20 protein-coding genes, 4 tRNA genes and 1 pseudogene are annotated in these 19,922 nt (G+C 65.6%); 9 read left to right on the top strand and 16 right to left on the bottom strand.

Annotated features, from left to right (window positions below; genetic code table 11):
• Nucleotides 1-15 precede the first annotated feature (15 nt).
• The gene (locus AB4Z42_RS27660) at nucleotides 16-975 is read left to right on the top strand and encodes a cation diffusion facilitator family transporter (RefSeq protein ID WP_442012445.1); all 960 of its coding nucleotides are present in this window, start codon (nucleotides 16-18) and stop codon (nucleotides 973-975) included.
• On the opposite strand, the gene AB4Z42_RS27655 is transcribed toward AB4Z42_RS27660, so the two are convergent.
• A complete protein-coding gene (locus AB4Z42_RS27655) occupies nucleotides 972-1,415 on the bottom strand; it encodes an SRPBCC family protein (protein WP_442012444.1) in 444 nt (147 codons plus the stop codon). The two genes, AB4Z42_RS27660 and AB4Z42_RS27655, sit on opposite strands and share 4 nt — an antisense overlap.
• 31 nt (nucleotides 1,416-1,446) lie before the next feature.
• Here AB4Z42_RS27655 and AB4Z42_RS27650 point away from each other — a divergent pair, with 31 nt between their 5' ends.
• Entirely contained in the window at nucleotides 1,447-1,890 is a 444-nt protein-coding gene (locus tag AB4Z42_RS27650; protein WP_442012443.1) for a nuclear transport factor 2 family protein, read from the top strand.
• A gap of 10 nt (nucleotides 1,891-1,900) precedes the next feature.
• Here the strand turns inward: AB4Z42_RS27650 and AB4Z42_RS27645 are convergent, their stop codons facing one another.
• From AB4Z42_RS27645 to AB4Z42_RS27610, 8 genes are read right to left on the bottom strand one after another with little or no spacing between them, the layout of a single operon-like run.
• On the bottom strand, nucleotides 1,901-3,400 hold the full coding sequence (locus AB4Z42_RS27645; RefSeq protein ID WP_442012442.1) for an MCE family protein: 1,500 nt from the start codon (nucleotides 3,398-3,400) through the stop codon (nucleotides 1,901-1,903).
• 1 nt (nucleotide 3,401) lies between these two features.
• The gene (locus tag AB4Z42_RS27640; RefSeq protein ID WP_442012441.1) at nucleotides 3,402-4,526 is read right to left on the bottom strand and encodes an MCE family protein; all 1,125 of its coding nucleotides are present in this window, start codon (nucleotides 4,524-4,526) and stop codon (nucleotides 3,402-3,404) included.
• Nucleotides 4,523-5,845, bottom strand: coding sequence for an MCE family protein (locus tag AB4Z42_RS27635; protein WP_442012440.1), 1,323 nt, complete (start codon nucleotides 5,843-5,845; stop codon nucleotides 4,523-4,525). The genes AB4Z42_RS27640 and AB4Z42_RS27635 overlap by 4 nt, the downstream gene beginning before the upstream one ends.
• Entirely contained in the window at nucleotides 5,842-7,200 is a 1,359-nt protein-coding gene (locus tag AB4Z42_RS27630) for an MCE family protein (protein WP_442012439.1), read from the bottom strand. Before AB4Z42_RS27630 ends, AB4Z42_RS27635 begins: the two co-directional genes overlap by 4 nt.
• Complete coding sequence (locus AB4Z42_RS27625; protein WP_442012438.1) at nucleotides 7,197-8,222, bottom strand: MCE family protein; 1,026 nt, start codon at nucleotides 8,220-8,222, stop codon at nucleotides 7,197-7,199. The genes AB4Z42_RS27630 and AB4Z42_RS27625 overlap by 4 nt, the downstream gene beginning before the upstream one ends.
• Nucleotides 8,219-9,616, bottom strand: a complete 1,398-nt coding sequence (locus tag AB4Z42_RS27620) for an MCE family protein (protein ID WP_442012437.1) — start codon at nucleotides 9,614-9,616, stop codon at nucleotides 8,219-8,221. Before AB4Z42_RS27620 ends, AB4Z42_RS27625 begins: the two co-directional genes overlap by 4 nt.
• A 4-nt stretch (nucleotides 9,617-9,620) precedes the next feature.
• A complete protein-coding gene (locus AB4Z42_RS27615; RefSeq protein WP_442012436.1) occupies nucleotides 9,621-10,454 on the bottom strand; it encodes an ABC transporter permease in 834 nt (277 codons plus the stop codon).
• Complete coding sequence (locus AB4Z42_RS27610; protein ID WP_442012435.1) at nucleotides 10,451-11,215, bottom strand: MlaE family ABC transporter permease; 765 nt, start codon at nucleotides 11,213-11,215, stop codon at nucleotides 10,451-10,453. Before AB4Z42_RS27610 ends, AB4Z42_RS27615 begins: the two co-directional genes overlap by 4 nt.
• 320 nt (nucleotides 11,216-11,535) lie before the next feature.
• Between AB4Z42_RS27610 and AB4Z42_RS27605 the strand changes: the two genes are divergently transcribed.
• Nucleotides 11,536-11,889 (top strand): UBP-type zinc finger domain-containing protein, encoded by a 354-nt coding sequence (locus tag AB4Z42_RS27605; protein ID WP_442012434.1) that lies wholly within the window; start codon nucleotides 11,536-11,538, stop codon nucleotides 11,887-11,889.
• A 19-nt stretch (nucleotides 11,890-11,908) separates the two neighbouring features.
• Entirely contained in the window at nucleotides 11,909-12,067 is a 159-nt protein-coding gene (locus AB4Z42_RS27600) for a hypothetical protein (RefSeq protein WP_442012433.1), read from the top strand.
• Here the strand turns inward: AB4Z42_RS27600 and AB4Z42_RS27595 are convergent.
• From AB4Z42_RS27595 to AB4Z42_RS27585, 3 genes and pseudogenes are all read right to left on the bottom strand, one after another.
• A pseudogene (locus AB4Z42_RS27595) lies at nucleotides 12,064-13,045 on the bottom strand (NAD-dependent epimerase/dehydratase family protein). The gene AB4Z42_RS27600 and the pseudogene AB4Z42_RS27595 overlap by 4 nt on opposite strands.
• 131 nt (nucleotides 13,046-13,176) lie before the next feature.
• Complete coding sequence (locus tag AB4Z42_RS27590) at nucleotides 13,177-14,739, bottom strand: phytoene desaturase family protein (protein WP_442012432.1); 1,563 nt, start codon at nucleotides 14,737-14,739, stop codon at nucleotides 13,177-13,179.
• A gap of 49 nt (nucleotides 14,740-14,788) precedes the next feature.
• On the bottom strand, nucleotides 14,789-15,382 hold the full coding sequence (locus tag AB4Z42_RS27585) for a TetR/AcrR family transcriptional regulator (protein WP_442012431.1): 594 nt from the start codon (nucleotides 15,380-15,382) through the stop codon (nucleotides 14,789-14,791).
• Nucleotides 15,383-15,452: 70 nt separating this feature from the next.
• Here AB4Z42_RS27585 and AB4Z42_RS27580 point away from each other — a divergent pair, with 70 nt between their 5' ends.
• Genes AB4Z42_RS27580 through AB4Z42_RS27565 form a run of 4 tightly spaced genes read left to right on the top strand, consistent with a single transcriptional unit; the run spans nucleotide 15,453 to nucleotide 18,220 of the window.
• The gene (locus AB4Z42_RS27580) at nucleotides 15,453-15,947 is read left to right on the top strand and encodes a DUF2834 domain-containing protein (RefSeq protein ID WP_442012430.1); all 495 of its coding nucleotides are present in this window, start codon (nucleotides 15,453-15,455) and stop codon (nucleotides 15,945-15,947) included.
• 28 nt (nucleotides 15,948-15,975) lie between these two features.
• Nucleotides 15,976-16,431 carry an ester cyclase gene (locus AB4Z42_RS27575; RefSeq protein ID WP_442012429.1) on the top strand — a complete coding sequence of 152 codons (456 nt, stop codon included), beginning with the start codon at nucleotides 15,976-15,978 and terminating at the stop codon, nucleotides 16,429-16,431.
• Nucleotides 16,428-17,213 (top strand): MBL fold metallo-hydrolase, encoded by a 786-nt coding sequence (locus tag AB4Z42_RS27570; RefSeq protein ID WP_442012428.1) that lies wholly within the window; start codon nucleotides 16,428-16,430, stop codon nucleotides 17,211-17,213. The genes AB4Z42_RS27575 and AB4Z42_RS27570 overlap by 4 nt, the downstream gene beginning before the upstream one ends.
• A 2-nt stretch (nucleotides 17,214-17,215) precedes the next feature.
• Nucleotides 17,216-18,220 (top strand): synaptic vesicle VAT-1 family membrane protein, encoded by a 1,005-nt coding sequence (locus AB4Z42_RS27565; RefSeq protein WP_442012427.1) that lies wholly within the window; start codon nucleotides 17,216-17,218, stop codon nucleotides 18,218-18,220.
• On the opposite strand, the gene AB4Z42_RS27560 is transcribed toward AB4Z42_RS27565, so the two are convergent.
• From AB4Z42_RS27560 to AB4Z42_RS27545, 4 genes are all read right to left on the bottom strand, one after another.
• Nucleotides 18,217-19,095 (bottom strand): SDR family NAD(P)-dependent oxidoreductase, encoded by an 879-nt coding sequence (locus tag AB4Z42_RS27560; protein ID WP_442012426.1) that lies wholly within the window; start codon nucleotides 19,093-19,095, stop codon nucleotides 18,217-18,219. The two genes, AB4Z42_RS27565 and AB4Z42_RS27560, sit on opposite strands and share 4 nt — an antisense overlap.
• A gap of 171 nt (nucleotides 19,096-19,266) precedes the next feature.
• Nucleotides 19,267-19,340, bottom strand: a tRNA-Phe gene (locus tag AB4Z42_RS27555).
• Nucleotides 19,341-19,385: 45 nt separating this feature from the next.
• Nucleotides 19,386-19,462 (bottom strand) — tRNA-Asp (locus tag AB4Z42_RS27550).
• Between the two features lie 33 nt (nucleotides 19,463-19,495).
• Nucleotides 19,496-19,568: transfer RNA gene (locus tag AB4Z42_RS27545), tRNA-Glu, on the bottom strand.
• 123 nt (nucleotides 19,569-19,691) lie between these two features.
• On the opposite strand from AB4Z42_RS27545, the gene AB4Z42_RS27540 reads away from it, so the two are divergent.
• Nucleotides 19,692-19,767: transfer RNA gene (locus tag AB4Z42_RS27540), tRNA-Lys, on the top strand.
• The last annotated feature ends 155 nt before the right edge of the window (nucleotides 19,768-19,922 follow it).

Below are 19,922 nucleotides of genomic sequence, written 5' to 3'. Positions count from 1 at the left end.
ACGCAGACTAGAGGGATGTCCGAAACAAACAGTCCCGCGGCGGACGCCTCCGGCGAGAGCACGCTCACCGTCCTCATCGCGTTCGGAGCCAACCTGGCCGTTGCCCTCGCCAAGACTGTCGCCGCGATGCTGACCGGCTCAGCCTCGATGGCTGCGGAGGCCACACATTCGTGGGCCGACGCAGGCAATCAAGGGCTGCTGGCCATCGCCAACCGCAGGAGCAAGCGTCCGCCGGATGCAGACCGACCGTTCGGGTACGGCCGCGAAGCGTACGTCTGGTCGCTGCTGGCCGCAGTGGGCCTGTTCGTCGTCGGCGGTTCACTGTCGGTGTGGCACGGAGTGACCGAACTGCTTCACGGGGAGTCCTCGAGTCAGGACTACCTTGTCGCGTACGTCGTGCTGGCCGTCGCGTTCGCCCTGGAATCGGTGTCACTACTGCAGGCGGTTCGACAGTTGCGGAGCGAAGCGCACCAGTTCGACCGCGATCTGCTCGATCACGTGCTCGAGACGTCGGATCCGACGACGCGTGCGGTGTTCGCCGAAGACGCTGCAGCTCTCATAGGAATTGTTCTGGCCACGTTGGGAATTGGTTTGCACCAGTTGACGGGAGATGCCGCGTGGGACGCTGTCGGTTCGATTCTGGTGGGACTACTTCTCGGTGGAATCGCCGTGATTCTCATCGACCGTAACCGCCGCTTCATCGTCGGGGAGCTCGCCAGCCCGCGGTTACGGGAGGCCGCCGAGGCCCGCATCCTGCAGCTGCCGGAAGTGGCGGCCGTGCGGTTCATCCGGCTGATGTTCGTCGGACCGAAACAACTGTTCCTCGTCGCCAGTGTCGATCTCGAGGGCGATGCCGTGGAGTCACAAGTCGCCATCACGCTGCGGCGCCTGGAGAACGAGTTGCAGTCCGACGCTTACATCGTCGACGCCGTGCTCACCATCGCCGAACCCGATGAGTTGGACCGGCAGCTCTAGCCGCCCTTTTTCACCTTCAGCACCTGCTTGCGGAGGCCGTCGGTGGCGGTCTCCATCGCGCCCTTCATCGCCCTCTTCAGCACGAAGCCGGGCAGCGGCACCGACAGGTCGACCTTGATGTCGAACCGGACCTTGGTCTTGTCCCCGTCGGGCGTCAATGTGTAGGACGCATCTTGCGCTTTCAGCGCACTGGCGCTGATGAGCGTCCAGCTCGCCTTGTCTTCGGTCCAGGTGTATTCGATGACTTGTTCGTCGGTGATGCCCGCGGATTTCACCTTCATCTTGACCCGGCGCGGCCGTCCGTCGTCATAGGACTCCAGGACCTCGGCGCTCTGATACTGCGACGACCAATCGGGCGTCGACTCGACGTCGGCGATGACGTCGAGGATCTCCTCGGGACTTGCCTCGATCACGACCTCGCGGGAATCGCTGGTAGCCATGGCGCGACCATAGCCCGATACGGTTGACCGCATGGAACTTTGGGAGCTTTCGGCGCGCGAGCGCATCAGGGACACTCTGGCCCGTTACAACTGGTCAGGCGACGCGATGCGGCTTCCGGAGCTCGCCGATTCGTTCTGCGAGGACGGCGAGCTCGAGCTTCGCGGCGGCGTGCCGGTGCAGGGCCGTGACGCCATCGTCGAGTTCCTCGGCGGTGCAGTGGCATCGCCGAACGCGGCGGCCCGGGATTCGGGAGTGCGGCGCATCGTCCGCCACAACGTGACGAACATCCGGTTCACCGAGATGACGCCGGAGCAGGCCGGGGTCGCGTGCTACTTCACCGTGCTCACCGAGATCGGCCTGGACCACTACGGCCGCTATCGCGACGTGTTCGTCCCGGTCGGCGACCAGTGGCTGATCCGGCACCGTTTCGTGTCGACCGACTGGCATGCCCCGAACTCGACCATGGCCGGTTGACGCGTCCCGGTCAGGCCGGCGGGACCAGCATGGACTGCCAGGTCCGGTTACCCGGATGCGCGAGGTTCGCCTGCGTGTACGGCTTGCCGTCGGGGCCGATGTAGTCGCCGGTCGCGGGGTCGTAGGGAACGGCGACGACCGGGGGCGGTGCAGGGGGCGCCGCGGCGCCCGGCGGGATCGCGGTACCTGTACCCGATGGCGGCGACAGTCGCGGATCGAGGCCCGGCGCATACTGCGGCACCCCTTGGCCCGACAGTGTCGCGTTGGGGTCGCCCTTCCAGTTGTAGCCGTCGTTGAGCGGGACATACTGCTCGTTGCTTTCGCACATCTCGGCCGTCGGGGCCCGCTTACCCGGCACTGTCTCGCACGGAATGTTGCGTACGCCACGGACATTGAGGTCCGACTCCTGCGGCACCCGGCAGTACAGCTCACCGGCGGGACGCTCGGGTGCGTCCTGCTCCGACGGCGAACGCTGCTGGCGCACAGGCAGGAATCCGGTGTTGCATGGCGGCGGAAGGTTGAGGTTGAGGTTGAAGTCGAGATAGACACCCTTGTAGTCCTGCTTGGTGCCCGAGTTCGGCAGGATGATCGACGACATGACCGCGGTGCCCTGCGGGAACAGCACCAGCAGCTGCTCGATGTCGTTGCGATAGGCCACCGCGATGTCGCCGAGGCTGGCCATGTTGGCCAGCAGGACCGGCAGCGCGGGCGCCACCCGGTCGAAGAATGCGCGGCCCTCCTCCAGAGCTGGGCCACCCTCCGTCAGCAGCCCCGCGAACGCGGTGTCCTGTGCCTTCAGCTGGCCCGTGATCGAGGCCATGCGGTTGGCCCAGGTCTCGATCGAATCCGCCGTCCGCACTTGAGAATCCAGCACGGGCGGCGACTGATCGATCAATGTGGTGATCGGGTCGACAGTCTTGCCCGCGTCGATCGCCAGTGCCGTCGACCCGTCGACGATGCGGGACAGCTCTGGGCCGAGGCCGCCCACCGCGGTGTAGGCCTCGTCGACGACGGTGCGCAGATTGTCCTGCGGGATCGCCTGCAGCGCCCTGTTGGTCGCATCGAGCAGGCTGCCGATCTCCGGGGGCACCTGGACTTTGTTCACCGGGATCACATCGCCGGCGCGCAACGTCGCCGCATCCGATGCCCCGGCCTTCTCGGCCGCCGGAATCAACTGGACGAACTGCTCACCGACGGCCGAGCGGCTGTGCACCTCCGCGGTGACATCGGACGGAATCTTGGTCGACGAGTCGAGCTTGAGCACAGCCTGCACACCGTCGCGCGTGACGTCGACCGACGTCACGCTGCCGACCTCGGACCCGCGGTAGGTCACCACGGACGACGGGTACAGCCCACCGGACGAGGGCAACTCGAGTGTCACGTTGTAGCGGCCGATACCCACCAGCGCCGGAACGTTCACGAAACCGAAAGCCATGATGCCGCCCGCGATCACCGTGACGGCCGCGAGGATCGCGAGCTGAATCCAGACCGTGCGGGGCAGACGCAGCATGTCAGTAGGCCCCCCATCGGTACGGCGCGATCAACGGGTTGCCGGCCGTGTACGGGCTGGGCTTCTGGCCGATCGTGCGGCCCCACTGCAGTTCGAGTTCCGTGAGATCGCCTTCCCACCTCGTCCCGGTGAACAGCCCCGCGTCCAGCCGGCTGAGCGTGAGGTCGATGACGAGCGTGATGTTCGCGAAGTCGCCCCGGAACCAGTTGGGGACGGTGCTTTTCACCCACGGATACGTCGACAGGAAGTCCAGGCCTTTGGTGAGTGCGGGTCCGGCGTTGGCGAGTTCGCGGAAGACGGGCGCGATGTTGCGCAGGTTGGCGATCAGCGCCTCCTTTGTCTGGTTGACCGTCGAGGTCGCGATGGCGCTGAACTTGCCGAGCGCGTCGATGGCGTCCGCCAGCTTCTCGCGCGAATCCGCGAGCACCGAGATGGCCTGCGGAATGGTCCGCAGAGCCTTGTCGACAGTGTCGTCCTTGGCCGCGACCTGACCGGCCAGAGCGTTGAGATTCTCTGTGGCAGAGATGATGTCGTCGGTCTGCTCATTGAGCTTCTTGATGAAGATGTCCAGCTGGATCAGCAGGCTGCGCATGTCGTTCTCGCGGCCCGCCAGCGCCTTGGCGAACGTCTGGTTGATCTCCTGCAGCTGGCCCAGCCCGCCGCCGTTGAGCAGGATCGACACCGACGCCAGCGTCTGCTCGGTGGTCGGATAGGTACTGGCGGCCGACAGCGGGATCACCGAGCCGTTCTTCAGTTCACCCTCCGGCGGCACATCGGTGGGCGGGGCCAGTTCGATGTGCATCGAGCCCAGCAGGCTGGTTGTACCCACCTTGGCGGTGGCGTTGGCGGGCAGATGCACATCGTTGTTGATGCGCATGGTCACCAAGGCGTGCCAGTCCTGCACCTCGATCTTTGTGACGTTGCCGACGTTGACGTCGGCGACACGTACCCGGGTGTTCTGTTGGATGACAACCACATCGGGCAGTTGCGCCTGGCTCGTGTACGAGCCGTCCTCGTCACCTTCGGTGCCGGGCAGGCTCAGCGAATTGAGGCCCCGCCAATCACCGCATCCCGACAGCACGAGTGCGCACGCGAGGGCGAGCACCGCGGCCAGCACGCGCCTCACGGTGGACTCCCGGGCACCATCAGCCCTTCGAGACCCTGGTTGGGATCGGTGGGTGTCGCGTTCGGCAGCGGCGCGAGAGGCAGCGCGGCTTCTGCGGGCAGTGGCGTGCCCGGCGGCGGTACGTTCGCGAGCGACGGAGGCGGCAGGTTGGGATTCAGCCGGTTCTCGCTGTAGGTGATCTCGTTGGGCCGCGCCGACGCGCCCGCGAACGGGTTGACCCCCAGCGGGAAGTAGTTGTACTGGCGGTTCTTGATGATCGGCGCCAGGTACTGCATGCACAGCTTCGACGACTTCTCGAAGCCCTGTCGTGATGCCGCCTCGATTGCGCTGCAGATGAATTGGACGGTGTTCGCGAAGTTCACCGGCGCCAGGATGCCCGTCACCGAACTCTGCGCAGGCTGGTAGATGTTCATGAAGTTCTGGAACACGGTCGGCGTGATGTGCAGGACCTGCTTGATGTCTCCGCGACTGTCGTTCAGCGCCGTGGTGATCGAGGCGAGCTTGTCGACGGTCACCCCGACGCCTTCCCGGTTCTCGGCGACGAACCCGCGCAGATCGGTCACCGCCCCGTCCAGACCCTGCGTCGCGTCGGCCACCTCGTTGGGGGTGTTCGACAACACGGTGGAGATGTCGGCCAGATTGGTGTTGAACGCGGCAAGCAGATCACTACTGGATGTCAGGGCGGACACCAGCAACTGCAGATTCCGCACGGTGGTGAAGATGTCGGTGCTGTGGTCGCCCAGCGCTGAAACCGCCTGCGAGAGTTTGATTATGGTGTCGCGGGCGGTCTCACCGTTGCCGCGCAGGTTGGCCGCGCCGGTGTTGATGAACTCGCCCACGGGACTGACACCGCCCGGCGTGGTCGGTTGCAACGATTCGGTGAGCTTCTCCAACTGCTGCCGGAAGTCGTCCCACTCGACCGGAACCGCCGTTCGGTCCTGCGGAATCGCGTCCCCCGAAGCGAGTTTCGGGCCGCCGGAGTACGCGGGGACGAGCTGGATCGCCCGCGCACTGACCAGCGACGGCGACAGGATCGCGGCCTTCGCATCCGCGGGCACCGGCACATTCCGGTCGACCGAGAAGGTGACCTTCGTGCGGTTCGGCTGCGGATCGATCGCGTCGACGGTGCCGACCGCGACTCCGAGGACGCGCACCTCGTCTCCGGTGTACAGACCGTTGGCGTTGGCGAAATACGCCACGAAGGTGTCCTTGGTGGCGCGTTGCCCCCAGGGCGTGGCCACCAGGGTGATGGCCGCGGCCAGGATGACGACAAGGGTTGTCGCCAGCGCGATCCGCACGTTACATGTCGACATGCTCACTGCCCTCCGTCTGCAGGCGCAGGCACCGGCGGCCCGACCGTGGGTGGCGGAAGTTCACCCGGAGCGGGTCCGAGGGCGGGCGGCCCCGGCGGGGGCCCACCCGGCGGCGGCGCAGGTAGTGGTGCACGGTACGGATAGCAACCGGTGGGGCCGGGCAACGGGACTCCGGGCGGCCCGCATCCGGGGTCTCCGGGATTACCGGTGATCGCGTCGGGCAGATTCAGGTGCGGGTCGCCGCCCTGACCGGTGCGCGGGTAGGGCATCGGAAGCGCGGGGGTGCCGGGTTGACCGACGCCGGGGTCGACAAGCTGCGACGGCAGTAGCACATTGGGGTCCAGACCCAGATCGGAGAACGCGGCGTCGATGAACGGCTGGGCGAACTGGCCGGGCAACAGGTTGACCAAGGAGGCCTTGAAGAAGGGCCCCGCCCCAAGCACTTCACCGAACGACATGGCGTACCGTCGCAGCAGGTACAGCGTGCGCTGAAGTTCCTGTTTGCGGTTGTCCAGGATGCTCAGCACGCCATTGACCTTGTCGAGCGCAGGCTTGAGGGTTGTGCGGTTGTCGGCCACCAGTCCCGAGATCTGCGCGGACACCGCCGTCAGGTTGTTCATCAGCGCGTCGACGGAATCACGTTGCGACAGAATCTCACTCAGCAGCGCGTTCGTGTTGACGACCAGGCTCGCGATCTGATCGCTGCGCTTGCCGAGCACCGCGGTCACCTTATTGGCGTCGGACAGCAGATTGCGCAGCTGGGCATCCCGGGCGTTGAGCGTGTCGGAGAACCGCGCCACGCCCTCGAGGGCGATCCGCAGATCGGGCGGCGTGTCCTTGAAGGTGTCCGCCAGGGTCGTCAGCGCCGACGACAGTTGCGAGGTGTCCAGCGCGCTGATGGTGGTGGTCAGGTCGCCGAGTGCGGCGGGAAGGTCGTAGGGCGACTTGGTGCGCTCGAGCGGAATGGTGCCGTCGAGTCGGCCATCGCCGCGCGGGGTGATCTCGAGCATCTTGTTGCCGAGTACGGTTTCGGTCTTGATCGCGGCCTCGGTGCGGTCGCCGAGCTCGATGCCGTCGCGAACGGTGAAGTCCACCAACACCTTCGTGCCGTCGAGTTTCACGCCGGACACCCGCCCGACGGACATCCCCGACACCCGCACGTCACTGCCCGGCTTGATGCCACCGGCCTCGGCGAAGTACGCAGAGTAGTCGGTGGTGCCCTTGATGAACGGAAGCTTGTCGTAGGAGAAGGTCGCGATGACCGCTAGCACGACGACGAGGATGCCGACGATGCCGACCGCCAGCCGATTGCGCTCGGCCAGAGGTTTGATGTGTGGCCGCTTCAGTGTGAATCGCGTCATTTCGCTGCGCACCGTCCCGTGTCCTGGCCGACGAGTTTGACGAAGACCGGCTGACCGCCCTTGCCATTGAGTTTCAATACGGCGTCACAGAGATAGAAGCCGAAGTAGTCGCCGTAGAGGCCCTGTCGCGCAAGGACCTGGTACGCGTCGGGAAGCGTCTTGAGCAGGTCGTCGACGTACTCGTGGTCGGACATGATCTGACCCGAGACGCGGTCGGCCTGAGTCACTGCTTCCTTGATGGGTTGGCGTGCGTCGGTCAACAGGTCGGCGACCGTCCCCGCCGCCGCGTTGATGTGAGCCGTTGCCGTCGCGATGTCACCCTTGCGGTCGGACAGCCCCTGCGCGAGCTGCGAAAGTTTTTCCAGCCCTTCGGAGAATTGGTCATCGCGGGCGGCGAACGTCGCCAGCACGGTGTTGAGATTCTTGATCACCTCACCGATGAGTTCATCGCGACCGGCCAACGTCGACGTCAGCGCCGACGTCTGGGACAGCACCGACGATATGGTGCCGCCCTGGCCCTGGAAGACCCGAAGCAGTTCACCCGACAGCGCATTGACCTGATCCGGATCGAGTGCGCGGAACAGCGGACGGAACCCACCGAGGAGTGCGTCGATGTCGAGCGCGGGTGAGGTTCTTTCCAGTGGAATCGTCTGGCCCGGTTGAAGTTTGTGCACGGAGCCCGCGCCCTCTTCGAGGGACAGGTACCGGTCACCGATCAGGTTCTCGTAGCGCACCGCCGCCTTGGTGCCCTGCGTCAACGTCAGGTTCTGATTGATGGCGAATTCCACCGTGACCGTTCCGTCCTTGTGCAGGGTCATGTTCCTGACCTTGCCGACCTCGACCCCGGCGATGCGGACGAAGTTGCCGCCCTTCAGACCCGACACATTCGAAAAGACCGCGCTGTAGGTCGAACTCGCGTCAAACCGGAACTGTCCGAACACGGTGACGAGCACGAACATGAAGGCGAGGCACATTGCGGTGAACAACGCCACCCGCGTGAGGGTGCGCCCGGTACCTCTCATGGTTGTCCCCCCGGTATCGGCGTCCCCGGCATCACCTGCGGCGGTACGCCGGGTGGCGGCGGCGGGTAGAGCGGAGTTCCGTCCGGCGCGTACAGCGCGGCGCCGTACGGGGGTGCGCCGGCGTAGGTGGGCAGCGGACCCGGCGCCGGACCCCCGGGGTAACGGATTCTCGGCGGCTCGGGATTGGCCTTGGTGACCGGGAAGTAGTTGGCGATTCCGGGGAATCCGATGCCGGGGTTGGGTCGCACGTCGAGCCCCGTGCCGAAGCCGGTATCGGTGACGAGGTATTTCACCGGATAGTTCTTGCTGATGTCGGGCAGCGAACCGCAGCTGGGCTTGCCGCCGGGACCGCCGGTCGCGTTGACCCTCGGCAGATGGTCGGGATAACGGTACGGGTCGTCGCCCATCAGCAACGCGGCATCCATGATGACGGATTTTCCGTTGCCGCCCAACGCGTCTCGCCCACCGTTCTCCAAGAACCATTGCGCACCGAGGAACAGGCAGGTGTACGTCGGCGAGTACTTGTAGAGCAGGTCGGTCGTGGGCACCACCGTGTTGACCGCGCGCACCAGATTGGGCTGGTTGCCGCCGATCGTGTTGATACCCGACTGGGAGAAGCCGACCGCCGAGAGCAACAGCGAGTCGAGTGCCTGTGCGTTGCCGGAGATCGTGGTGCTGGTGCTCGAGAAGTTGTCCAGTATCGACAGGATGTCCTGCGCGGCATCCGAATACGCCGCCGTAGTCTGACCGAACAGCTGCCAGTCCTTGCGGACGGTATCCATGCGCGGGTTGACGGCGAGCAGCACGTTGTTGCCGCCGGTGATCGCCTCCCCGATGACATCGCCCTTGCCGCGCAGCGATTCGGCCACGGCCGTCAGCACCGAGTTCAGCTTCGCCGGGTCGATCGCAGCCACCACGCCCTCCAGATTCTGGAACACCGTGTTGACCTCGACGGTCACATTGCGCGAGCGCAGCACCGAACCCGGTTTGAGCGGCTCGGCACTCGCGCCGTCCGAGGGCACGATGAGGTCGACGTATTTGGCGCCGAATGCGGTGCTGGACTTGATCTCCGCCTCGACGTTGCTCGGCAGGTACTGGAACGGCCCCGGGTCCATCTTGAGCGTGAGCTTGGAGAGATCGCCACCGGCGCCGGATTGGGTGCCGATGGTTCGGACCTCGCCGATCTGCACGCCGCGCAGTTTCACCTTGGCGCCGTTCTCCATGACGAGTCCCGCCCTGTCAGAGACCAGCGTCAGCGGAACCTTCCTGGACAACGTTCCGGAGAACAGCATTGCGGTCAGCGCGATGAGCGCGGCGGCGAGCAGGAACAGCACCGGGGCCCACCAGATGGGATCGATGCCCCCGCGGCGGGGTGAATTCAGCGGGCTGGTCATGCCGTCACCCCGACAGGTGGAAGTTGCCGGACTGACCGTAGACGGACAGCGTGATGGTCAGCAGGATGAAGACGCCCGCGGTGATGGACATGCGCACCGCGCGGCCGACCGCCTCACCGACACCCGCGGGGCCGCCGGTCACGGTGTAGCCGTAGTAGGTGTGGACCGCCATGACGGCCGCGGCCATCGCCAGCGCTTCGATGAAGGACCACAGCAGATCCGTCGGATGCAGGAACGACGAGAAGTAGTGGTCGTAGACACCCTCCGACTGCCCGTAGACGACCGTCGTGCCGAATCGGGTGGCCAGGAAGGACATCAGCACCGCGACGGTGTAGATCGGGATGACCGCCACCACCCCCGCGACGATCCGGGTCGACGCCAGGTAGGTGATGGGCCGGATGCCCATCACCTCGAGCGCGTCGATCTCCTCGTTGATCCGCATCGCGCCGATCTGCGCGGTCGCGCCGGCGCCGATGGTGGCCGCCAGCGCGACGCCTGCGGTGGCGGGCGCGATGAACCGGACGTTGAGGAAGGCGCCGAGGAATCCGGTGAGCGCTTCGATGCCGACGTTGGACAGGGTGTTGTAGCCCTGTACGGCGATCAACGCTCCGGTGGACAGGGTGAGGAACCCTATGATGACCACCGTGCCGCCGATGACGGCCAGTGCCCCGGTTCCGATTCCCATACCGGCGATCTGGCGCAGCACCATGGTCGGATAGCGCCGGATCGCGTCGGGAGTGGAGATCAGAGCTTGTCCGTAGAAGGCGGTCTGCTCGCCCAGCTTGCGGGTGCGATCGATGACCGTCCACGTCGATGGTTCGCTCGCACGCTCGCTCACGGCGCGACCTTCACACCGAACGCCGTCGCCAGGATGTTGATCAGGAACAGTGCCATGAACGCGAAGACGACGGTTTCGTTGACCGCGGTACCGACCGCGGTGGGACCCCCGCCGACGTGCAGACCCTTGTAGCAGGCGATCAGGCCGGCGGACAGTCCGAACAGCAGCGCCTTGACCAAGGACACGATCACTTGGGGCAGCCCCGTCAACAGCGTCAGCCCCGCGACGAAGGCGCCCGGTGTGACGTTCTGGACGTACACCACGAAGAAGTAGCTGCCCAAGAGCCCGACCACCGCGACGACCGAATAGAGCATCAGCGCAACGAAAGTCGCGGCGATCACCCGCGGCACCACCAGAGCCTGAACGGGGTTGACGCCGATGACCTTCATCGCGTCTATCTCCTCGCGGATGGTCCTTGCGCCCAGGTCGGCGCACATCGCGGTCGCGCCCGCACCCGAGACGACGATCGCGGTCACCACCGGGCCCACCTGGGTGACCGACGCCAGCGCCGCGCCCGCACCGGACAAGTCACCGGCACCGACCTCGATCAGCACGATGTTCAGCGTGAACACGATCAGGACGGTGTACGGAATCGACAACACGAGAGTCGGGACGATGGACACCCTCGCGACGAACCAGATCTGCTCGATCAGCTCACGCCAGGCGAACGGCCTGCGGACCATCGCGGCGAAGGTCTCGCCGGAGAGTACGACGAAATCGCCCACCGCGAGGGCGGGCTTTGACCAGGCTGCCTCCGTCATGGTCGGCAACCGAGGGATTGCGGCACCGGCTTACTCTTTTCGCCGAGCGGCACACACGCACCACGACGCCAGCGGCATCATCGCCGCGGTGCGCGAGCACTCCTCTGCGAACAGCACCTGAATTCCCATCGTCGTCAGCTTTGGGCGAACGCTAGGAGAGCGGGGATTAGCTGTCAACGCGTGATATTCGGCGAACAATGCCGTCAATTACGGTAATTCGCAGGCTGCCTCAACACATTTGGTTTCGCTCATCAAGATCGAATCGTCGTGAGTTTAAGGCTTGTCTGCGGTGGGCGCCGAAATCGGTAGGCTCATCGACTATGAGCGATGCCGTCGATCCGACCGTTCCGCCGAGCGGGACCGGCTGTGTGGAGTGCGATGCCGTCAATGGGTGGTGGGTGCACCTTCGCCGGTGCGCCGCGTGCGGCCACATCGGTTGTTGCGACGACTCTCTGGCTCGCCACGCGACGGCGCACTGGCGTGAGACCGGACACCCCATCATCCGGTCGTTCGAACCGGGCGAGGACTGGTTCTGGAACTACGACACCAACTCCTACTACGACGGGCCGGAACTCGCGGCGCCCGAGAGCCATCCAGAAGATCAGCCCGCTCCGGGACCGGCGGACCGTGTGCCCGGCGACTGGATGGCCCAGCTTCGGCGTCGAGGCGACTGAACTTGGGTATATCACCGAAATGACTACGAACAACCCCGACAAGCCCGACACCACAGAGACCGACGTGGGCCCCAAAGGTGCGGACGACGACGTCGAGAGCGATCCGGCGAAGGGTGCTGACGACGGCGCCGACTGGTCGGACGAGGGTGGCGCGACGCCCAGCGGACCCGCCTCCTAGACGCTTTCCGCGAGCGCTGACAACGTCTCGGCTGCAGTGTGTCTCGGCGACCAGCCCAGTTGCGTCTTGGCCTTGGTCGTGTCCATCACCACCGAGGTCCGGCCGACGTGCAGCCATTCCAGCGCCGACGGGACGAACGGCAGTCGGGCGACCATCGCCGAAGCGGCCGTCGCCGCGACTCTGGGCACCCGCACGGGGCGGGCACCGAGCTCCGTGGCCACGGTCGACATCGACACCACGCCGTCACCGGCAAGGTTGTATGCGCCCGGTGGCGCTGAAGTCGTGGCGGCCAAAGCTATTGCTGTGGCGACGTCGTCGTGATGAACCAACTGCAGAGGCGTACCAGGGTCGGGGAACGGCGGCTTCAGCACCGGCAGCGCCTGCGTGAGACGTTTGACGGCGCCCGGCAGCTTGTTCCAGGGCATCACGTCGGCCATCGCCGTCGCTTTGGGCCCCGCGACGATGCATGGCCGCAGCACGTAAACCTCGAGCGGCGAGCCGCCGGCGATGTCGACCAGCGCGGCTTCGCAGGCGGCCTTCTGCTCCGAGTAGTAGTGCTCGGGTGAACCGCGCGGCGGTACATCCTCTGTGATCGGGACGGGGTTGTCGGAGTGATAGCCGTAGGCCGCCACAGACGACGTGTAAACGAGTCGGCGCGGACGTTGAGCTGCCACTGTCGCCTCGAACACATTGCGGGTGCCGGCGAGGTTCACACGGGCGCTCTCTTCGCGCGAGCCCATGATTGATGAACGCAAGGTGGATGACGACGTCCGCATCCAAGACCAGGCGGTCGACCTCAGCACGCTCCGTGATGTCCCCCTGCCGGTATTCGGTTTTGGTCCACCCCTGCTGCGCTGGGTCGAACGGCCTGCGGGCCATCCCGATGATTCGGTCGACGCCGGGATCGCGTTCCAACTCTGTGACTGCCGAGATGCCGATCTCGCCCGTTGGACCGGTGACCGCGACGGTGAGTCCCATGCCGGTGGATGCCCGAGTACGGGGAATCGGAAACAACGCCCGCTGCGCGGCGTCACCGCCCGTGAGTATGCGGTTTTCTCCGCCTGCGTGGCGTGTTGCGCGCCAAACCGCACAGTCGCCAGACGAGTGCGCTATTTCGCGTCGGCGAGCGCCTGCTTGGCCGCGTTGTAGCCAGGTACGAACGTGATGCCGGGTCCGCCGTGGCATCCGGCACTGGCCAGGTAAAGGCCGTCGATCGGGATCGGTTGGTCGACATAGCCTTTGGGCCCCGGCCGGTTGGGCCCGATCTGGTCCGGGTGGATCAGCCCGTGGCAGTAGTCGCCGCCGGGAGCGCCGAACATCGTGCCCATGTGCTTGGGGGTGAATGTGGTGTGCTTCAGAATCAGGCTCTCGAAATTCGGGGCGAGTCGGGTGAGCTTGTCGATAACCCGCTGGCCCATCTCCGCTTTCATCTCCCCGTAGCTCGAACCTGACTCCTCGATCGGGAACCACAGCGAGAACGCCGACGCCGCGTGCTTGCCCGGAGGTGCCAGGCCCGGGTCGTTCACCGACGGAATCTGCAACGCGATGGACGGGTCGGCGGGCACGATGCCGCGTCGGCAATCCTCCCACTGCTTCTGCAATTCCTCTGGGGTGGAGAAGATTCCGATGTTCGACTGCATGGCGGGGTCGTTGAGCATTTCGTACGGCGCCGCGAACTCCGGAATGCCGTCGAGCGCGAAATGCATCTGCAGGTAGCTGCCGTGATGGTCGATGCGGGAGAACCGTTCGCGGATATCGTCGGGCACCGCGCCCGCCGCGACCAGTTGGTTCATGGTGAGGTCGGGCGCCAGTCCGGAGATGACGATCGGTGCCGTGACGTTCGAGCCGTCCTCGAGGCGCACACCGCTCACGCGACCGCCGGCGACCAGGATCTCCTCAACCTTGGCGCGCAGTCGCAGTTCGCCGCCCGCCGAGGTAAACACGTCGCACAGGTGCGAGGTCAGCGCGCCGATGCCACCCCGCAGCTTTTTGACGAGCAGCGCGTTCTCGTCGGGAACGGCGAAGCCGTACGCCAGCGCCGCAGCGGTGCCCGGGGTCGCGGGTCCGCGATAGGTGGTGTTGCACGCGAGCAGCGAAAGCATGCCCCGCAGCGCGCCGTGCTTCTCGGTGTCCGGCAGGTAGCGGTCGATCACATCGGTGACCGAGCCGAAGAGTAGATCGGTGATGGTCGAGCGTTCGAATTCGTTTGTCGCGCAGGCATACATCTCGTCGAGCGTCTTCGGGGGCTGACCGGCGTCGAATCGTCCCAGCGCGCGGGTCGGCGCCTGACACCACGCCATCAGACCGGCCATCCCGTTGACGGCTTCCGCCCCGTGCACCTCGTTGATGTGCGTCATCAGCTTCATCGGGTCGGTGTAGTAGACGAGCGGTTCGTCGCCGACGCCGCGAAGGGACACCGACATCACGTCGAGGTCGACGGTGGGCAGCGCGTCGAGTCCGAGTTCACGACTGACCACCGCTGCGGTCGGAATCTGCACCGACCCGGCGATCTCGAACTTGAAGCCGTCGAACAACTCGACGGTGGAGGCCATACCACCGGCATACAGCTTGGAGTCGAGGCAGAGCGTGCGCAGCCCGGCCTTCTGAAGCAGTGCGGCGGCGGTCAATCCGTTGTGTCCCGCACCGACGACGATCGCGTCAAAGTCAGCCATGGGCTGAGGCTGGCACGCGGTCAACGTTTTGTCAATATTGACAAAACTTTCAGCTGATCCCGTCGGCGAGCGTGTCCAGTGCCGCCCGGGTCAGCCGCGACAATTCGGGCAGCGAGCGCTCCTGACCGAGCATCCACACCTCCATCGCCCCGAAGACCGCCGCCGCGATGCACCGCGCGGTGACGGCGATCTTCATGCGTTCGTCGGTGCCCGGCGCCGGCGGATCCTCCTCGGTGAGGTGCTGTTCGATGGCTTCGGCGAAGTCGGCCTCGACCTGTCGGATGTGGCGCACGATCCGGTCGGGTTCGATCTCCTCGGCGCGAAGCGCGGCGGTCTGTGCGACGGCCCAATCGTCGTACGGCCGCGCCATCATCGCCGAGTGCACCGAGTCGATGATCGACTCGTCGGGACTGCGCGCTGCCAACGCCGCCCGAAACCACTGCAGACCGGCATAGTCGGCGAAGAGCAGATCGTGCTTGGACGCGAAGTGGCGATAGAACGTCCGCAGCGATACGCCGGCGTCGGCCGCGATCTGATCGGCCGACGTGTCCTCGACGCCCTGGGCAAGGAAGCGCACCACAGCCGCCTGTCGCAATGCTTCGCGCGTGCGCTCACTTCGTGCCGTCTGGGCGGGCCGGACCATGGGGAGAAAATACCGTACGAAGTTATGTCAATATTGACAAAACTTGGGATGCTGGCGAGACTCGCTGCCTATGGCCTCGCTGATCGTCCACCTCGTGCTCGCATTTGCGACATTGGCCTTCGTCGTCAGAACGAATCCGGGCATATTCGCGCGGGTTTCGTCGGGGCCGTCGGTGTCCGCGCTCGAGCTGTTCTATTACGTCGTCGGGATCGCGTCGGTTGTGCTCGGCTACTACTTCAACCACCAGTACGTGGCGGACTACGCCCCCGCGGGCGGGATGCACAACTTCATCTGGGGTCCCGGGAGCTGGTCGGAGTTCATCATGCTCGGCTACGACAACCCCGCCGCCAGTTCGGCCAGCCAGGACTACACGATCATGAGCCTGTTGATCTTCCCCGTGTGGTCCATCATCGACGGGCGCCGGCGCGGGATCAGACACGCATGGCTGTTCAGCTTGTTCCTGCTGTTCGCCAGCTCGGCGTTCGCGTGGGCCTTCTACCTCGCCGCGATCGAGCGTCAGCGCCGGCACCAGCAGACGGAGTCGACGCTGCAAACGGCGGTCTGACCCACGGGCGGCGGCCTACAGTTCACGCATGCTCTCCGACGATCTGCGCGACCGCCGCCTCGCGGTGATCCGCGAACACATGGACACCGAGGTGACCAAGGAGTTCGACCGCACCCTGGCCACCTTTAACGGGCACCCGCACTACGAGATCATGGCCACCGGCCAGGTTTTCGACGGTGACGACGAGGTCATGGGGTACTACCGGACCACCAGGACCGCCTTCCCGGACCAGCGACATGACAATTCCCGCTTCCATGTCGCCGATGATGCCGTCATCGTCGAATTCGACCTGCTGGGAACCAATCTCGGCGAGTTCTACGGTCTGCCGCCGACGGGCAAGTCGTTCCGGGTGCCGATCATCGCGGTGTTCTACTTCGAGGACGACCGCGTGATCAACGAACGCATCTACTTCGACTCCGCCAGCCTGGTCACCCAGATCGGGCGCGGCGAGCTGCTGGCACTGGCCGGAACAGGAGAGCTGTGAAGGTCCACCATCTCAACTGCGGGACGATGACCCCGTACCTGACACCGCCGATGGTCTGCCATGTCCTGCTCGTCGAAACCGACAACGGTCTGGTTCTCGTCGATACGGGATACGGCTCGAAGGACTGCGACGACCACGCCCGGATCGGACCCACCCGTCATGTGTTCAAGCCGGCGTTCGACCGCGACGAAACGGCGTTGCGTCAGGTGGAGCGACTCGGGTACACCCGGGCCGACGTCCGCCACATCGTCATCACGCATTTCGACATGGACCACATCGGCGGCATCTCCGACTTCCCCGATGCACAGGTCCACGTGACCACCGCCGAAGTGCAGGGCGCGGTACGTGATCCGTCGTTCAAGGAGAAGACGCGCTTCCGCGCTGTCCAATGGGCGCACGGTCCCAAGCTCGTCGAGCACGACCCCACCGGCGAGAAGTGGCGGGGATTCGCCGCCGCCAAGGAGCTCGACGAGATCGCACCGGGAATCGTGCTGGTGTCGCTGCCCGGCCACACCCGCGGGCACGCGTGCATCGCCGTTGACGCGGGGCACCGCTGGGTGCTGCACTGCGGGGACGCCTATTACCACCCCGGCACCGTGGACGGACATTCGAAGGTTCCGCGCCCACTCGAGATCATCGAGCCGCTGCTCGCATTCGATCGAAAGAAGGTGGCGGACAACCACGCCCGCCTGACCGAGCTGTACCGGCGTCAGGAGCCCGACCTGTTGATGGTCTGCGCGCACGACGCGACCGTGTTCGAGCAGGCGAAGGCGACGGCGTAGGTATGCGCGCCGTCGTCATCACCAAGCACGGCGACCTTTCGGTGCTCAAGGTCCAGGAGCGGCCCGATCCGCCACCGCCTGCGGCCGGCGAGGTGCGCATCGCGGTGCGCGCCGCGGGAGTGAACTTCGCCGACCACATGGCCCGTGTCGGCCTCTACCCCGAAGCCCCCAAACCGCCGTGCGTGGTCGGCTACGAGGTATCGGGCACGATCGAGGCGGTCGGCGACGGTGTCGACGCCGCACGTGTCGGCGAACGGGTATTGGCCGGAACGCGTTTCGGCGGCTATGCCGAGATCGTGAATGTCAAGGAGATCGACACGGTGGCACTACCGGACGCGCTGACCTTCGAGCAGGGCGCCGCCGTACCGGTCAACTACGCCACGGCATGGGCTGCGCTGTACGGGTACGGATCGCTCCGGGCGGGTGAACGAGTGCTCATCCACGCGGCGGCGGGCGGCGTCGGGATCGCTGCCATCCAGCTCGCCAAACCCGCAGGAGTCGAGATCCACGGCACCGCGTCACCCGGCAAGCATCAGGCCCTCACCGAAATGGGTGTGGATCGCACCATCGACTACCGGCGCGACGGCTGGTGGAAGGATCTGCCGCCCTACGACATCATTCTCGACGCCATCGGAGGCGCGTCACTGCGCCGCTCGTACAGCCTGCTGCGGCCCGGTGGCAGGTTGGTGGCGTACGGCATCTCAGCGTTGCAGCAGGGTGAGAAGCGCTCCCTGCGCACCGTTGTGCCGCAGCTGCTGCCGATGCTGCGCGGATTCAACCTGACCACGCAGCTCTCGGAATCCAAGGCCGTCATCGGACTCAACATGCTGGCGCTGTGGGATGACAGGGGCACGCTCGAGCCGTGGATAGGGCCACTATCGGAGGCACTCCGAGCCGGAGTCGTGAACCCGGTCGTGCATGCGGCTGTGCCGTTCGACAACGCGCGGGAGGCCCACCGCATCCTGGCCGCGCGCGAGAACGTCGGCAAGGTGGTGCTGGTCCCCTAAGCCGGTGTAGCCGGATCCACCGCCGGCTGCCGCTTGATGCGCGCCGACAACTGTCCGAGCGCGTTGCCAAACGTGCTGATCACCCCGTAGCCATGCGTGGGCGCGACCCTCGCGACGGCGTCCAACAGGTATGCGTCGGGTCCGATGAGAATTCGGCCCTTGCCCTTCTCAACACCGCGGTGAATCTTCGCGGCGGCCTTGTCAGGCTCCGTCATCGCGACCGCCGCGAAGTCCTTCGCCATCTTCTCCCGGTCCACACCATCGGGTCCTTCGTGGAATCGAGCGTTGTGGACGATGTTGGTGTTGATCCCGCCGGGATGCACCGTGATGGCCGTGACGCCTGTGCCGCGCAGTTCATGCCTCAACGAATCGGTGAATCCGCGGACCGCGAATTTGGCTGCGGAGTAGGCGCTTTGGTTCGGTACGGCGAGCAGCCCGTACACGCTGGAGGTGTTCACGATGGCGCCTTCGTCCTGCTCGACAAGGATTGGCAGGAATGCTCGGGTGCCGTTGACGACGCCGTGGAAGTTGATATCCCACAGCCAGTCGTCGTCCTCGACGACCGCCTCACTGACGGTGCGGGCGACCGCCACGCCCGCGTTGTTGAACACCGCACCGATCGGGTGGGGCGCCCACTCGCGGACTTCTGCGGCGAAGGCGCGCTGATCCTCAGCATCGCGAACGTCCAGCACGCGCACGAGGGACGGCCCGTCCAGCAGGGCGTCGGTCTCCTTGAGACCCTCCTCGTTCACGTCGGCGATGACCACCGCGCAGCTGTGCGCCGAAAGCCGTTGCGCCAGCGCGCGGCCGATACCGGATGCGGCGCCGGTGATGACGACGGTGCGGCCGCTAAGCGTGCGCTTGGACTTGCCCATGGATTCTCCTCGTCGACCGTGCGCCGCCAACCCCCCGCTCCAAGGCCTCAAGTCGCGATGCAATACCGGCAGCATATCGGCCGGCTGTAGGAGGTGCAGCACCTGCCCTCGCGGGGCAACGTCGTCGATGGTACGCCAGGGTACCGATTAGCTGTCGGCTGCTCATTCCGGTGGCCAGGGCCGGGATCGAACCGGCGACCTTCCGCTTTTCAGGCGGACGCTCGTACCAACTGAGCTACCTGGCCGGAAGGCACCGGTCTTGTCGAGAACCGAAGTGCCTCGGCAATAACTGGCGACCCTGACGGGACTCGAACCCGCGACCTCCGCCGTGACAGGGCGGCGCGCTAACCAACTGCGCCACAGGGCCTTACTGTTGCGACCCATCGCAATGCGCCGCGCGTACCCCCAACGGGATTCGAACCCGTGCTACCGCCGTGAAAGGGCGGCGTCCTAGGCCACTAGACGATGGGGGCCCATCCGAATCACTCCGGGGTACTCGCAACGAAATGACGCTGGGAGCCTCGATAGCTTAGGTTACCGACACCCCAATCCTCAAACGAACCCCTCCGGACCCACCCAGTATCCTGATCCCTCGCGCCCCTATAGCTCAGTTGGTAGAGCTACGGACTTTTAATCCGCAGGTCCCAGGTTCGAGCCCTGGTGGGGGCACCACGGTGTGTGTATGACGTCGGTTGATGCTTGACGTTTCTATGTCGGGTGATGCCTGACGGTGTTTCGGCTGATGCTTGACAGTGGTTTCGGCTGATCCTTGACACTCTCTTGATGAGGGAGTTGAGCGTGGCCGAGCAGAGGTATCAGGCCGTGTT

Source organism: Mycobacterium sp. 2YAF39, from assembly GCF_052114565.1.
Taxonomy (GTDB): Bacteria; Actinomycetota; Actinomycetes; order Mycobacteriales; family Mycobacteriaceae; genus Mycobacterium.
Note: the sequence above shows the minus strand (reverse complement) of the source record. Positions and strands in the feature narration are given on the sequence as shown.

Coding starts and splice junctions, on each gene's coding strand:
- AB4Z42_RS27660 (WP_442012445.1), top strand. CDS start 16: ATGTCCGAAACAAACAGTCCCGCGGCGGACGCCTCCGGCGAGAGCACG.
- AB4Z42_RS27655 (WP_442012444.1), bottom strand. CDS start 1,415: ATGGCTACCAGCGATTCCCGCGAGGTCGTGATCGAGGCAAGTCCCGAG.
- AB4Z42_RS27650 (WP_442012443.1), top strand. CDS start 1,447: ATGGAACTTTGGGAGCTTTCGGCGCGCGAGCGCATCAGGGACACTCTG.
- AB4Z42_RS27645 (WP_442012442.1), bottom strand. CDS start 3,400: ATGCTGCGTCTGCCCCGCACGGTCTGGATTCAGCTCGCGATCCTCGCG.
- AB4Z42_RS27630 (WP_442012439.1), bottom strand. CDS start 7,200: ATGACGCGATTCACACTGAAGCGGCCACACATCAAACCTCTGGCCGAG.
- AB4Z42_RS27625 (WP_442012438.1), bottom strand. CDS start 8,222: ATGAGAGGTACCGGGCGCACCCTCACGCGGGTGGCGTTGTTCACCGCA.
- AB4Z42_RS27620 (WP_442012437.1), bottom strand. CDS start 9,616: ATGACCAGCCCGCTGAATTCACCCCGCCGCGGGGGCATCGATCCCATC.
- AB4Z42_RS27610 (WP_442012435.1), bottom strand. CDS start 11,215: ATGACGGAGGCAGCCTGGTCAAAGCCCGCCCTCGCGGTGGGCGATTTC.
- AB4Z42_RS27605 (WP_442012434.1), top strand. CDS start 11,536: ATGAGCGATGCCGTCGATCCGACCGTTCCGCCGAGCGGGACCGGCTGT.
- AB4Z42_RS27600 (WP_442012433.1), top strand. CDS start 11,909: ATGACTACGAACAACCCCGACAAGCCCGACACCACAGAGACCGACGTG.
- AB4Z42_RS27590 (WP_442012432.1), bottom strand. CDS start 14,739: ATGGCTGACTTTGACGCGATCGTCGTCGGTGCGGGACACAACGGATTG.
- AB4Z42_RS27585 (WP_442012431.1), bottom strand. CDS start 15,382: ATGGTCCGGCCCGCCCAGACGGCACGAAGTGAGCGCACGCGCGAAGCA.
- AB4Z42_RS27580 (WP_442012430.1), top strand. CDS start 15,453: ATGGCCTCGCTGATCGTCCACCTCGTGCTCGCATTTGCGACATTGGCC.
- AB4Z42_RS27575 (WP_442012429.1), top strand. CDS start 15,976: ATGCTCTCCGACGATCTGCGCGACCGCCGCCTCGCGGTGATCCGCGAA.
- AB4Z42_RS27565 (WP_442012427.1), top strand. CDS start 17,216: ATGCGCGCCGTCGTCATCACCAAGCACGGCGACCTTTCGGTGCTCAAG.
- AB4Z42_RS27560 (WP_442012426.1), bottom strand. CDS start 19,095: ATGGGCAAGTCCAAGCGCACGCTTAGCGGCCGCACCGTCGTCATCACC.